This window comes from Ideonella oryzae (assembly GCF_024055665.1).
GTDB classification, from domain to species: domain Bacteria; phylum Pseudomonadota; class Gammaproteobacteria; order Burkholderiales; family Burkholderiaceae_C; genus Ideonella; species Ideonella oryzae.
Genome location: NZ_JAMXMC010000010.1, coordinates 96234 through 109462 on the forward strand (window position 1 = coordinate 96234; position 13229 = coordinate 109462).

Annotated in this window: 11 protein-coding genes; 10 read left to right on the top strand and 1 reads right to left on the bottom strand. The window is 69.6% G+C overall.

Features of this window, described 5'->3' with window-relative positions; all coding sequences use genetic code 11:
* The first annotated feature begins 89 nt into the window (after nt 1-89).
* From M0L44_RS17345 to M0L44_RS17360, 4 genes are all read left to right on the top strand, one after another.
* Nucleotides 90-584, top strand: coding sequence for a DUF2846 domain-containing protein (locus tag M0L44_RS17345; RefSeq protein WP_252771070.1), 495 nt, complete (start codon nt 90-92; stop codon nt 582-584).
* A gap of 132 nt (nt 585-716) precedes the next feature.
* Nucleotides 717-1940 (top strand): efflux RND transporter periplasmic adaptor subunit, encoded by a 1224-nt coding sequence (locus M0L44_RS17350; RefSeq protein ID WP_252771071.1) that lies wholly within the window; start codon nt 717-719, stop codon nt 1938-1940.
* A gap of 12 nt (nt 1941-1952) precedes the next feature.
* On the top strand, nt 1953-3944 hold the full coding sequence (locus tag M0L44_RS17355) for a MacB family efflux pump subunit (RefSeq protein WP_252771072.1): 1992 nt from the start codon (nt 1953-1955) through the stop codon (nt 3942-3944).
* A 4-nt stretch (nt 3945-3948) separates the two neighbouring features.
* Nucleotides 3949-5355: an efflux transporter outer membrane subunit gene (locus M0L44_RS17360; RefSeq protein WP_252771073.1), complete on the top strand. Its 1407-nt coding sequence runs from the start codon at nt 3949-3951 to the stop codon at nt 5353-5355.
* Between the two features lie 9 nt (nt 5356-5364).
* On the opposite strand, the gene M0L44_RS17365 is transcribed toward M0L44_RS17360, so the two are convergent.
* Entirely contained in the window at nt 5365-6840 is a 1476-nt protein-coding gene (locus M0L44_RS17365) for an aminotransferase-like domain-containing protein (RefSeq protein WP_252771074.1), read from the bottom strand.
* A gap of 152 nt (nt 6841-6992) precedes the next feature.
* On the opposite strand from M0L44_RS17365, the gene M0L44_RS17370 reads away from it, so the two are divergent.
* The 6 genes from M0L44_RS17370 to M0L44_RS17395 all read left to right on the top strand — a co-directional run bounded on the left by M0L44_RS17370 (nt 6993) and on the right by M0L44_RS17395 (nt 13225).
* Nucleotides 6993-7331 carry a DUF2917 domain-containing protein gene (locus tag M0L44_RS17370; protein ID WP_252771076.1) on the top strand — a complete coding sequence of 113 codons (339 nt, stop codon included), beginning with the start codon at nt 6993-6995 and terminating at the stop codon, nt 7329-7331.
* A gap of 99 nt (nt 7332-7430) precedes the next feature.
* Complete coding sequence (locus M0L44_RS17375; RefSeq protein ID WP_252771184.1) at nt 7431-8327, top strand: aspartyl/asparaginyl beta-hydroxylase domain-containing protein; 897 nt, start codon at nt 7431-7433, stop codon at nt 8325-8327.
* 13 nt (nt 8328-8340) lie between these two features.
* Nucleotides 8341-8727: a hypothetical protein gene (locus tag M0L44_RS17380; protein WP_252771077.1), complete on the top strand. Its 387-nt coding sequence runs from the start codon at nt 8341-8343 to the stop codon at nt 8725-8727.
* A 37-nt stretch (nt 8728-8764) separates the two neighbouring features.
* On the top strand, nt 8765-9835 hold the full coding sequence (locus M0L44_RS17385; RefSeq protein WP_252771078.1) for a 5'-methylthioadenosine/S-adenosylhomocysteine nucleosidase: 1071 nt from the start codon (nt 8765-8767) through the stop codon (nt 9833-9835).
* Entirely contained in the window at nt 9832-10896 is a 1065-nt protein-coding gene (locus tag M0L44_RS17390; RefSeq protein ID WP_252771079.1) for a purine-nucleoside phosphorylase, read from the top strand. The genes M0L44_RS17385 and M0L44_RS17390 overlap by 4 nt, the downstream gene beginning before the upstream one ends.
* A 67-nt stretch (nt 10897-10963) precedes the next feature.
* Nucleotides 10964-13225, top strand: a complete 2262-nt coding sequence (locus M0L44_RS17395) for a TonB-dependent receptor (RefSeq protein WP_252771080.1) — start codon at nt 10964-10966, stop codon at nt 13223-13225.
* Nucleotides 13226-13229 lie beyond the last annotated feature (4 nt).

Sequence of the window (13229 nt, forward strand, 5' to 3'; positions counted from 1 at the left end):
CGGACACCCCGTCCACAGAACCCTTCACCGGGGGTGGTAGCGTGCGACGGGGCGTCACATTTTTTCACCAACAGCAACGTCCTAGAAACATGGACGTGTCGATGGCGCCCGCCTTTGGAGTATTCATGCGCTACGCAACCCACATTTCCGCACTCTCTCTTCTCATGCTGGTCGGCTGCGCTTCCGTGCCGATGGAAGGCCAGGAGGTCTCGAAGGCCGCCAAACAGTTCAACCCGCCGGCGGCGGGCAAGTCCGGCGTCTATGTCTACCGCTCCGGCAGCTTTGGCGCCGCGCTGAAGAAGGACATCTGGATCGACGACAAGTGCCTGGGAGAGTCGGCCTCCAACGTCTTCTTCTACGAAGAAGTGGCCGGCGATGCCGAGCACAAGATCGCCACCGAATCGGAGTTCTCGCCCAACGTCCTGCCGCTCACCACGGCTGCCGGAAAGAACTACTTCGTGCGGCAGTACATCAAGCTCGGCGTGGTGGTCGGGGGCGCGAACCTCGAGCTGGTGAGCGACGAGCAAGGCAAGAAGGAAGTCTCCGGCCTGGAGATGGCTCAGAAGGGCCACTGCAGCAAGTGATGCTTGGCGAGCCCCGGCCCCGGGGCTCGTCCCGAGCTGTCCCCCTAGCTTCGTGAAGCCCCTTCACAGAGCAGCAAAACCCCAGACCTGAGGCGCTGCGACAGTCGCGAGAACACTTCTCGTTCTCGTCACATGAAGCTCTCTTCCCCGCGCGCCCGGCGCCTGGTCCTGGGTGCCATCGTGCTGGTGCTGGCGGCACTGGCGGTGCAGCACTTCTTCCTGCGTCCGCCCGCCCCGCCGGCACTGATCACTGCCCCGGTGCAGCGGGCCGACATCGAAGACACCGTGCTGGCCAACGGCACGCTACAGGCCTTCAAGCAGGTCAGCGTGGGTGCCCAGGTGTCAGGCCAGGTCAAGTCGCTCAAGGTGGCCCTGGGCGACATGGTCAAGAAGGGCCAGTTGGTGGCCGAGATCGACTCGATGACGCAGCAGAACACGCTGCGCACCGCACAGACCACCCAGGCCAATGTGCAGGCCCAGCTGAAGTCAGCCCAGGCCACGCTGGCGCAGAACCAACGCACCCTGACCCGTCAGCAGCAGATGCGCCGCTCGGACGCCAGCGCCCAGGCGGATCTGGACAGTGCCCAGGAAGGCGTCGAGACCGCCCGCGCCAATGTGGAGGCGCTGAAGGCCCAGGTCGAGGCGGCCCGCATCGCCGTGGACACCGCCCAGGTCAACCTGGGCTACACGCGCATCACCTCGCCCATCGATGGCCAGGTGGTGGCGGTGGTGACGGAGGAAGGCACGACGGTGAACGCCAACCAGTCCACGCCCACCATCCTGATCGTGGCCCAGGTGGACACCATGACGGTCAAGGCCTACATCTCTGAAGCCGACATCACCAGCGTCAAGCCCGGCCAGAAGGTGTACTTCAACATCCTGGGCGAGCCCGACCGCCGCTGGGACACCACACTGCGCAGCATCGAGCCGGCCACCGACAGCATCAGCTCAAGCTCCAGCAGCAGCACCTCCAGCTCCAGCAGTTCCAGCACCAGCACGACCAGCGCCACCGCCATCTACTACAACGGCAAGTTCGACGTCCCCAACCCCGACCATCTGCTGCGCATCTCGATGACGGCCACCGTGCACATCGTGCGCAACGCCGCCCAGAAGGCCCTGACCATTCCGGCGGGCGCGCTGGGCCCACGGGGCAAGGACGGCCAGACCCAGGTGCAGGTGGTGGGGCCGGACGGGCGGCCGCAGCCGCGGATGGTGAAGATCGGCATCAACAACAGCGTGACGGCCCAGGTGTTGGACGGCCTGCGTGAAGGCGAACAGGTGGTGCTGGGCAACGCGGCCAGCGCGGCCTCGACCACGGGCAGCGGTCAGCGGCGCATGGGCCCGCCCATGTTCTGACGCCGGCATCCCATGAGCGAACACACCCCCACGGCACCGCTGCTGGACCTGCGCGGCGTCGGCCGAGACTTCCCTGCGGGCGAAGGCACCCTGACGGTGCTGCAGGACATCGACCTGCAGATCCATGCGGGCGAGATGCTGGCCATCGTGGGCCAGTCGGGCTCCGGCAAGTCCACGCTGATGAACCTGATCGGCTGCCTGGACCAGGCCAGCCGCGGCCGCTACGCCATCGCCGGACGCGAGGTGGCCCGGCTCAGCCCGGACGAGCTGGCCGAGTTGCGGCGCGAACACTTCGGCTTCATTTTCCAGCGCTACCACCTGCTGTCGGACCTGACAGCGCAGGGCAATGTGGAGGTGCCGGCCATTTACGCCGGCCTGCCCGCCTCCGCCCGCCACAGCCGCGCGCAGGCCCTGCTGCAGCGCCTGGGGCTGGGCGAGCGCACCCAGCACGTTCCGGGCAAGCTCTCCGGCGGCCAGCAGCAGCGGGTGTCCATCGCCCGTGCGCTGATGAACGGTGGCAGCGTCATCCTGGCCGACGAACCCACCGGTGCGCTGGACAGCGGCTCGGGCGAAGAGGTGATGCGCATCCTGGGCGAACTGCACGCCCAGGGCCAGACCATCATCATCGTCACCCACGACATGGGCGTGGCCCGCCACGCCGAGCGCATCGTGGAGCTGAAGGACGGACGCATCGTCTCGGATGCGCCCAACACGCCGATGCACGCCGCACCCGACGGCACCACCGCCCCCCGCACACCTCCGGCTCCGGCCAGGACGCCCACCCTGGCCAGCCGTTGGCGAGCCACGGCCGACAGCCTGGGCGAGGCCTTCCACATGGCCCTGTTGGCCATGAACGCACACCGCCTGCGCACCCTGCTCACCATGCTCGGCATCATCATCGGCATCGCCTCGGTGGTGTCGGTGGTGGCCCTGGGCCGCGGCTCCCAGCAGAAGGTGCTGGCCAACATCAGCAGCATCGGCACCAACACCATCGAGGTGTTCTCGGGACAGGGCTTCGGCGACCCGCGCTCCGCGCGCATCCAAACCCTGCGGCCGGACGACGCCGACGCGCTGGCCGAGCAGTCCTACGTGGACAGCGTCACACCCAATGTGCAGACCTCCGTGACTGCGCGGGTGGGCAACATCGACGCCTCGGTCAACGTCACCGGCGTGGGTGACCAGTACTTCCGCGTCAAGGGGCTGGACATGGCCCTGGGCACCGCCTTCGATGCCGGCGGCATCCGCCGCTACGCCCAGGTGGCGGTGATCGATGACAACGCCAAGAAGAAGCTGTTCCCCACCGGCGACCCGATCGGTCAAGTGCTGTTCCTGGGCAGCATGCCGGTCTATGTGATCGGCGTCACCGCCAAGAAGGACAGCGCTTTCGGCCCCAACAGCGAGAGCCTGAACATCTTCGTACCCTATACCACCGCCATGCGGCGGCTGATCGGCCAGGGCTATCTGCGCAGCATCACCGTGCGGGTGGACGATGCGGCGCCGATGGCCGCCGCTGAACAGGGCATCAACCAGCTGCTGGAGCGCCGCCATGGCCGGGTGGATTTCTACGTGCTCAACACCGACAGCATCCGCCAGACCATCGAGAGCACCACGCAGACCATGACCCTGCTGATCGCCTCCATCGCGGTCATCTCCCTGGTGGTGGGCGGCATCGGGGTGATGAACATCATGCTGGTGAGTGTGACCGAGCGCACCGCCGAGATCGGCGTGCGCATGGCTGTGGGCGCCCACCAGCGCGACATCCAGCAGCAGTTCCTGATCGAAGCCGTGCTGGTCTGCCTGCTGGGCGGTGTGCTGGGCATCGCGGGGGCCCTGGGCTTCGGCGCGGTGTTCTCGCACTTCAGCCGGGACTTTGCCCTGTCCTTCTCGTCCACGGCCATGGGGGCCGCCTTCCTCTGCGCCACGCTGATCGGCGTCGTGTTCGGCTACCTGCCGGCCCGCAGCGCCGCCCGGCTCAACCCTGTCGAGGCCCTGTCCCGTGATTGATCCCATGGCCGCACGTTCACGCTTCTTACCGCTCCAGGCGCTGACCCTGGCCGCCCTCGCGCTGGCGGCCAGCGGCTGCGCCCTCACCCGCACGCCCTACAGCGCGCCCCAACCGGCCGTGCCGACCCAGTGGGACACCCCGGCGCCGCCCGGAGCTCCGGCGACCGCTGCCACCGACCACTGGTGGACCCGCTTCGAGGACCCCACCCTGAGCGCCCTGGTGGACGAAGCCCTGCGACGCAATGCCGACATGGCGGTGGCCGCCCTGTCGGTGAAGCAGGCACAGCTGGCCGCCGAGCTGGCCGACAACGACCGCTGGCCGGTGCCCAGCGCCAGCCTCAGCAGTCAGTCTCAGCGGGCGATCAACCACACCGGCACCCGCAGCCAGACCCACGGCGCCAGCCTGGGCGCGAGCTGGGAAGTGGACCTGTGGCAGCGCCTGGCCGCACTGAGCGACGCGGCCCAATGGGAAGCCCAGGCCACCGCGCAGGACCGCCAGGCCACGGCGTTGAGCATCGCCGGCACGGTGGCGCTGGACTACTGGCAACTGGCCTACCTGAACCAGCGCGTGGCCAGCGCCCAGGCCAGCCTGGACCACGCGCAACGCACCCGGGACCTGGTGCAAGCCCAGTACGAAGCCGGCGCCGTTTCAGGCCTGGAGCGGCAGCAGGCCGAACAGACCGTGCTGAGCCAGCAGGCCAGCCTGTCCGCCTTGGCCGAGCAGCGTTCGCAGGCCCGGCATGCCCTGGTGCTGCTGTTCGACCATGCACCCAGCGCCGACGCGCTGGCCGCGCTGTTGCCGCAGGAGCCGCAGGCCCTGCCCGAGCGACCCCTGCCGCCGGTGGCCGCCGGCGTGCCAGCCGAGGTGCTGGGGCGGCGGCCCGACCTGCGCGCGGCCGAGCTGCGCCTGCGCGAGACCCTGGCCAGCAACGACGCCGCCGCGGCAGCCTACTACCCCACGCTGAGCCTGACAGGCACCCTGGGCAGCAGCAGCAACGCGCTGAGCCAGCTGCTGTCCAACCCGGTGGGCACGCTGGGCGCGGGCCTGACCCTGCCTTTCCTGCGGGTGCGCGAGATGCACCTGAGCAAGGCCAAGAACCAGGCGGCCTATGAAAGCGCGGTCATCGGCTACCGCCAGACCCTCTACAACGCCCTGGCCGATGTGCAGAACGCCCTGAGCAACCGCGAGGCCCTGGCCCACCAGGGTGAATGGCTGGCCGGCTCCCTGGCGGCCGCCCGACAGGTCGAGGCCATGACCGAGGTGCGCTACCGCCACGGCGCGGTGGCGCTCAAGGACTGGCTGGACGCACAGGAGAGCCGCCGCACGGCCGAGGTGGCGCTGGCCGAGAACCAGCTCGCACGGCTGCAGAACCAGGTCACGCTGTACCAGGCTCTGGGCGGCGGGGTGTGAGCCGGTTGCTCAGTCCGTCGCCAACCGGGACGGCTCGGCGGAGCCCTGGGCGGCCGGGGCCTGCGCCAGCCCACAGGCCAGCGCCCCCACCCGCTTCAGGCCGGCGCGCTGCGCGTCGTCCCAGCGGCCCCCCACACCCAGGCGGATGAAGCGGCGGTAGCGGTCGGTGGCGCTGAACATGGTGCCCGGGGCGATGCAGATGCGCTCGGCCAGGCAGGCCCGGTACAGGGCCATCGAGTCGACGCCCTCGGGCAGTTCCACCCACAGGATGTAGCCGCCGGGCGGGTCGGTCACCTTGCTGCCCTTGGGAAAGTGGCGGGCGATCAGATCGCGCGCCTCGTCCACCCGGGCGGCGATGGTGCTGCGCAATGCCCGGTAGCCGGCCTCGATGCCCGGCTGGGTCAGCAGATCGGCCAGGGCCCGCTCCAGGATGACCGCCTGGCCGCCGGAGGTGGTGGCCTTCATGCGCGAGAGCTTGTCCAGCCAGCGCCCCGGCGCCACCCAGCCCAGGCGCAGCCCCGGCGCGACGGTCTTGCTGAAGGAGCCGCACAGCATCACGTGGCCGCTGGGGTCGAAGGAGGCCACGGCGCGGCGTTTGTCCTCCTGCTCGACCAGGTCGTTGTAGAGCACATCCTCGATCAGCGGGATGCCGCGCTCGGCCACCATCTGGGCCAGGCGCTTGCGCTCGGCCAGCGGCATGCAGGCGCCCAGCGGGTTGCTCAGCGTGGGCACGATGAGCACCGCCTTGACCGGCTGGGTGTCGAAGGCCAGTTGCAGCGCATCGACCGACATGCCGGTGCGCGGATGCGTGGGAATCTCCAGCGCGCGCAGGTGCAGGTTCTCGACGATCTCCAACAGGCCGAAGTAGGTGGGCGACTCCAGCGCCACCACGTCGCCCGGCTTGGTCACCGCGCGCAGGCACAGGCTGATCGACTCCAGACAGCTGTTGGTGATGACGATGTCCTTGGCCTCGTGGCCGCAGCCCATGCGCAGGGTGTGGCGGGCCACCGCGCGGCGCAGCGATTCGTCGCCCGGCCCCAGCGGGTACTGGCACAGGGTGCTGCGGTGGCGCTGGGTGGCGCGGCTGACGGCCCGTCGCACCCGCTCCTCGTCGAACAGGTCGGCGGTGGGGCAGGCGGCGCCGAAGGAGATGTGATCTTCCGTGGTGGCCAGGCGCATGACCTCGCTGGCCATGGCGCTGACGTCCACGTCCAGCGAGGCCACCGGCGGCACCGAAGGCTCGGGCTCCGGCAGACGGCGGGGCCGGGCGGCCACGAAGTAGCCGGAACGGGCCCGGGCCTCGATCAGCCGGGCGTCTTCCAGCGTGCGGTAGGCCTGCACCACGGTGGCCTGCGACACCCCGCGCTCGCGCGCCAGCTCGCGCACCGAGGGAATGCGCTCGCCGCGGGCCAGCGTGCCGGCCCGGATCGGCCCGGCCAGGGATTCGGCAATCTGCAGGTACAGGGTGTCGGCAGCGCTGTTCATGCGCCGATTCTGTATGGGTCACCCCCACGCCAACCAATACAGATGTCCCCGAACCGGACCAGCACAGCCGCGCCGCGGGCCCGGTTGTGGCCCCTGCACTGGCCCCTGTCTGTGGCTGGGCCGCGGGCCGCTGGCGCCCTACCGTGGAGGCCATGAACACGCTGCCCCTCTCCCCGCTTTCCGCCCTGCGGCGCGACCGCAGCCCCCAACCCGCCGGCGCGCACCCCGTGGCGGCGACCAGCACGCCCCGGCTGCCAGTCGAGCTGGGCCCGCCCACCCTGGCGCTGGCGCCCGGCGAAGTCCTCAGCCGCACCGGGGTGGCGGGCCTGCATCTGCGGCTGCGGGCCGGCCGCGCCTGGGTGACCGAAGCCCACGACGCCGAAGACCACTTCCTCGGGGCGGGTGACACCTACACCGTGCGGGGCGCCGGCCTGCTGGTGGTGGAGGCCCTGGGCCCGGAGGTGGCCGTGCTGGTCTGGCAGGCCGGCTGAGGCGCGCTTGACCTGACACGCCCCGGGGGCTGGACGGAGGGCTAACATTCCATCTTTACGCTTGCAAACGTGTCACTCATGGAAGCTTGGATGCCCCCGCTGCGCTACTGGGTCCTGGCCATCTTCATCGCCTCGGCGCTCTACGCCCACTTCCGGGGCAAGGTGCGCTTCGGCCTCGTGCGGGCGCTGACCGACTTCACCGTGCTGCTGGCACCCGTCAACGCCCTGCTGTACCTGGGCTCCAAGGTGCCGGCCAAGGCCTGGCTGAACGAGAAGGACTTCCCGGACCTGAAGCCGCTGCAGGACCACTGGCAGGAGATCCGCGAAGAGGCCCTGCGCCTGAACGACGAGGGCTTCATCAAGGCCGCCGAGGGCTACACCGACATCGGCTTCAACTCCTTCTTCCGCACCGGCTGGAAGCGCTTCTACCTGAAGTGGTACGGCGAGGACATGCCCTCGGCGATGAAGCTGTGCCCGCGCACCGTCGAGCTGGTCAACCAGATCCCGGGCATCAAGGCCGCCATGTTCACCTCGCTGCCACCGGGCGCACGCCTGGTGCGTCACCGCGACCCCTTCGCCGGCTCCATCCGCTACCACCTGGGTCTGGTCACGCCCAACTCGGACGACTGCTTCATCGAGGTCGATGGCGAACGGCGCTCCTGGCATGACGGCCAGCCGATGATGTTCGACGAGACCTTCATCCACTTCGCCGAGAACAAGACCGAGCACCAGCGGGTGATCCTGTTCTGCGACGTGGAGCGTCCGGTCTACACCGCGCCGCTGGCCTGGTTCAACCGCTTTTTCGGCCGCATCGTGCTGAATGCCGCACGCACCCAGAACGTCGAGGGCGAGTCGATCGGCCTGGTCAACAAAATCTTTGCCCACGGCTACAAGCTGCGCCTGGCCGGCAAGGCCCTGAAGGCCAAGTCCCGGCCCACCTACTACGTGCTCAAGTGGGTGGCCATCCTGGGCGCGCTGTACCTGATCTTCCGCTGAGCGACCGCCGGCCATGATCACGCTGCTCTGGACCGTCACCGCCGTGGGCCTGGCGCTCTGGAGCGGTGCCGTCTGGGCCGTGTGGGCGCTGCTGACCCACGACCCAGCCTGGGTCGGCCACCTGCGCGAGTGGCTGGACGCCAGCCCCGCCGCAGGCTGGCTGGACCACTGGCTGCCCGGCTGGGACGCCCTGCTGGCCGCCATGGTCCAGCTGTTGCAGGCCGTGCTGCGCAGCGTCGCTGCCTGGATCCCCTGGCTGCTGGGCGCCGTCTGGGCCGGGGGCAGCCTGCTCACGCTGGCACTGGCCGGCCTGCTGCACTGGGCCATCCGCGTGGGCAGCCGCCCCGTCCAGGCACCGGCACCTGGCCCGTCGCCCACCCCACCCCCGGCCAGCGCCTGAGCGCGGCCGGGCATCCCACTTGCTTGCCCGACGCGCCATGAAACTTCTTCCCCGTCTTGGCCGGACCGCCCTGGCCGTCTGTGCCGCGGCCCTGCTGGGCCTGGCCGCGGCTCCGGCCGCCCTGGCCGCCGCCCGCTCCACCGCCACCCGCTGCCTGAGCGACTGCACGCCCCGCATCGGGATCGTCTCGGCCTTCGGGGCCGAGGCGGACCTTCTGCTGGCTCGGCTGCAGCACCCGAAGGCCTGGACGATCACCGGCAAACGCTTCACCACTGGCGAGCTCGAAGGCCACCGCGTGGTGGTGGTGCTCAGCGGGGTCAGCATCGTCAACGCCACCCTCACCACCCAGCAGCTGCTGGACCACTTCCGCATCGACCGTCTGGTGATGAGCGGCATCGCGGGCGGCGTGAACCCCGCCAACCATGTGGGCGACGTGACCGTGCCCGACCGCTGGGCCATGCCGCTGGAGACCTTCTGGAACGACAGCGACACCTTGCCCGCGCCCTGCGGCCCCACCGGTGACCTGAGCTGCCTGGGCCTGAACCTGGCCGCGCCGGACGGCCAAGCCCTGCCCCCCTTCCAGCACCAGTTTCCGCGCGGCACCTACCTGCTCAACGCCGCCAATGCGCCGCAGGGCGAGTACCGTTTCGACTATCCGGTGGATGCGGCCATGCTGGCCACCGTGCGCACGCTGCAGCCGCGCCTGCAACGCTGCGGCCCCAAGGCCCGGCAGGCCGATGGCTCGGTGGACGAGAAGCTCTGCGTGAAGGAACAGCCGCGCCTGCTGGTGGGCGGCCGTGGCGTCTCGGGCCCGGTGTTCCTGGCCAATGCCGCCTACCGCGAGTACCTGTTCAAGAACCTGCAGGCCCAGACCTTCGAAATGGAGACCGCCGCGCTGGCCCATGTGGCCGCAGCCAATCAGGTGCCCTACATCGCCTTCCGCTCGCTGAGCGACCTGGCCGGCGCCGAGGGCTTCAACGCCGACGTGGGCGCACTGTTCGCCAGCGGTCTGGCCGAGGCCAACGAGGCCGAGCTGACCCTGTCCTTCCTACGGGCCTGGACCTCACCGGTCACGGCGGTGCGTGCCCACCGAGGAGCCGCCCGATGAGCCGCCGCCTGTTTCGCCACGTGGTCCGCCCGGCAAGCGCACTGTGCGCCCTGCTGCTGGCCAGCGGCCTGGCCCAGGCCCAGACCGCAGCGACCGCCCCGCGCCCGGTCAAGGTCCTGGTCATCTCCATGTTCGGCCCCGAGGCCGAACCCTGGATCGACCCCTTCCAGCTGACCGAGTCGATCCCGGTGCCGGGCCTGTCGCCTGACTACCCGGCCTTGCGTTGCAACCGCGACGACGTCTGCCTCCTGACCACCGGCATGGGCCACGCCAACGCGGCCGCCTCGGTGCTGGCGGTCACACTGGACCCGCGTTTGGACCTGCGCAAGACCTGGTTCCTGATCGCCGGCATCGCCGGCATCGACCCCGCCCAGGGCACCTTGGGCAGCGCGGCCTGGGCCCGCTGGCTGGTCGACACCGGCATTGCCCACGAGATCGACGCCCGCGAGATGCCCAAGGACTGGAAGACCGGCTACTTCGGCGTGCTGACCGCCGGCCCCGGCATCAAGCCCAAGCTGGAGTACCGCACCGAAGTGGCGCGCCTGAACGACGCGCTGGTGACCAAGGCCCTGGCCCTGAGCCGCGAGGTGCCGCTGGCCGACAGCCCGCAGGCCCAGGCCTACCGGGCCCACTACCCTCGCAACAGCCCCGCGGCCCGGGCGCCCGCGGTGATCCAGTGCGACACCGCGGGCGGCGACACCTGGTGGCACGGCCACCGCCTGGGCCAGCATGTGCGCGACTGGGTCAAGCTGATGACCGATGGCCAGGGCCGCTACTGCACCACCCAGCAGGAGGACAACGCCAGCTACAACGCGCTGGAGCGCGCCGCGGCGGCCGGCAAGGTGGACCTGACGCGCCTGGCCGTGCTGCGCACCGGCTCCAACTTCGACCGGCCCTACCCGGGTCAGACGGCGCAGGCCTCGCTGCAGGCGTCGACCACCGGCGCCACCGGGGGCTTCGTGCCCGCCACGCAGAACCTGGCCCGCGTCGGCGGCGCACTGGTGCGCGACATCGTGGCCCATTGGGACCAGTGGCAGAACGGGGTGCCTGCCGCCCCTTGATGGGGCTCCCATCCGGGCACATGGGTTGCTTTACGCAGGGCATAACAACTTTGCAAACCCGCCCCCCATGTCATCACGCCACACCGCCGCCGCCCGGCGTGCCGCTGCCCTGCGCCCCTCCCTGTTGAGCCTGGCCGCCCTGGCGGCCCTGCTGCCGAACGCCCCCGTGCAGGCCCAGGAAGCTGGCACGGCCGAAGCCGGCAAGCTCACCACCATCACCGTGACGGCCGAGCGGCGCGAGGAGAACGCGCTGGAGGTGCCGATGGCCATCACCACGCTGCGCGGTGAGGCCCTGGACACGCTGAATTCCAGCGGTGAGGACCTGCGGATGCTCTCGGGCCGGGTGCCCAGCCTGAACATCGAGTCCTCCTTCGGCCGGGCTTTCCCGCGCTTCTACATCCGCGGCTACGGCAACACCGACTTCCGCCTGAACGCCTCGCAGCCGGTGTCGCTGATCCTGGACGACATCGTGCAGGAGAACCCCATCCTCAAGGGCTTCCCCATCTTCGACAGCGAAGGCGTGGAAGTGCTGGCCGGCCCGCAGGGCACGCTGTTCGGCCGCAACACCCCGGCCGGCGTGGTCAAGTTCGACTCGGTCAAGCCGCAGAAGACCTTCGGCGGCTACGCCAGCCTGGGCTACGGCAGCTACGGCACCACCAACCTGGAAGGTGCCGTCAACCTCCCGATCGATGCGCAATGGCAGTCGCGCATCTCGGTGCAGTCGCAGCACCGCGACAACTGGGTGACCAACGAGGCGCCCGTGCCCCAGCAGACCCACAAGCTCGAAGGCTACGACGACAACGCGGTGCGCGCCCAGCTGCTGTACGGCGCCGGCACCGACTTCTCGGCCCTGTTCAATGTGCATGCCCGCAACCTGGACGGCAGCGCCCGCCTGTTCCGCGCCAACATCATCCAGCCCGGCACGAACGACCTGGTGGATGACTTCGACATCAAGAAGGTCTACCTGGACGGCAAGAACGAGCAGAAGCTCAGCAGCACCGGCGCCAGCGCCCACCTGACCTGGGCCTTCGACGGCTACAAGCTGCACTCGATCACCGGCTTCGAGAAGGTGCACTCCTACAGCCGCGGCGACGTGGACGGTGGCTACGGCGCCTCCTACGCCCCGTCCATGGGCCCGGGCACCATCCCCTTCTCCAGCGAGACCGCCGACGGCCTGCGCGCCCACCAGCAGTGGACGCAGGAACTGCGCGCCGAATCCACCGCCGCCGGCCCGCTGAGCTGGCAGGGCGGCCTGTACTTCTTCCACGAGAAGTACGACATGGATGCCTACAGCTACGACTCCGTCTTCGCCGGCGGCGCCCAGACCGGCCTGTCCACCACCACCCAGAGCAACAACTCCTGGGCGGCTTTCGGCTCGGTCAACTACGCCGTGGCCCCGGATGTGAAGCTGCGCGCCGGCCTGCGCTACACCCACGACTGGAAGAAGCTCAGCACCGATCCGGGCGACGTGGCCGTGGATGACAGCGCCGGCCTGAGCGACACCGTCTCGGGCCACAAGGTCACGGGCGATCTGGCCGCCACCTGGTCGGTCAGCAAGGACACCAACCTGTACGCCCGCGTGGCCACCGGCTACCGCGGCGCCAGCATCCTGCCGGCCTCGGCCTTCAACCCCCTGTCGGACGCCGCGCCGGAGACCAACACCTCGTACGAGGCCGGCGTGAAGTCCGAGCTGTTCGACCGCCGCGCCCGCATCACGGCCGACGTCTTCCACTACGACGTCAAGAACCAGCAGCTGACCGCCGTGGGCGGGGCCACCAACTCCACCCTGCTGCTGAGCGCGAAGAAGTCCATGGGCCAGGGCTTCGAGATGACGCTGGACGCCTACCTGAGCGACAACCTGCTGCTGAACCTGAACGGCAGCGTGAACACCACCAAGATCAAGGACAAGAGCCTGGTGGTGGCCGGTTGCGCCATGTGCACGGTCACCGACCCGGCCGGCACCGTCAGCGGCACGTACCACATCGACGGCAACCCGCTGCCACAGGCACCCAAGTACGTGGCCAACGCCAACCTGCGTTACAGCATCCCGATGGCCGACGGCAGCGAGGTCTACCTCTACACCGACTGGACCTACCGCAGCAAGGTCAACTTCTTCCTGTACGAGGCCACCGAGTTCACCGGCAAGGCCCTCACCCAGGGCGGCCTGCGCCTGGGCTACATCTGGGGCGATGGCAAGTACGAGCTGGCCGCCTTCAGCCGCAACATCACCAACAAGGTGGTGGTCAACGGGGCGATCGACTTCAACAACCTGACCGGCTTCGTCAATGAACCGCGCACCTTCGGCGCGCAGTTCAAGGCGATCTTCTGAGCGG

Coding starts and splice junctions, on each gene's coding strand:
- M0L44_RS17345 (WP_252771070.1), top strand. CDS start 90: ATGGACGTGTCGATGGCGCCCGCCTTTGGAGTATTCATGCGCTACGCA.
- M0L44_RS17350 (WP_252771071.1), top strand. CDS start 717: ATGAAGCTCTCTTCCCCGCGCGCCCGGCGCCTGGTCCTGGGTGCCATC.
- M0L44_RS17355 (WP_252771072.1), top strand. CDS start 1,953: ATGAGCGAACACACCCCCACGGCACCGCTGCTGGACCTGCGCGGCGTC.
- M0L44_RS17360 (WP_252771073.1), top strand. CDS start 3,949: ATGGCCGCACGTTCACGCTTCTTACCGCTCCAGGCGCTGACCCTGGCC.
- M0L44_RS17365 (WP_252771074.1), bottom strand. CDS start 6,840: ATGAACAGCGCTGCCGACACCCTGTACCTGCAGATTGCCGAATCCCTG.
- M0L44_RS17370 (WP_252771076.1), top strand. CDS start 6,993: ATGAACACGCTGCCCCTCTCCCCGCTTTCCGCCCTGCGGCGCGACCGC.
- M0L44_RS17380 (WP_252771077.1), top strand. CDS start 8,341: ATGATCACGCTGCTCTGGACCGTCACCGCCGTGGGCCTGGCGCTCTGG.
- M0L44_RS17385 (WP_252771078.1), top strand. CDS start 8,765: ATGAAACTTCTTCCCCGTCTTGGCCGGACCGCCCTGGCCGTCTGTGCC.
- M0L44_RS17390 (WP_252771079.1), top strand. CDS start 9,832: ATGAGCCGCCGCCTGTTTCGCCACGTGGTCCGCCCGGCAAGCGCACTG.
- M0L44_RS17395 (WP_252771080.1), top strand. CDS start 10,964: ATGTCATCACGCCACACCGCCGCCGCCCGGCGTGCCGCTGCCCTGCGC.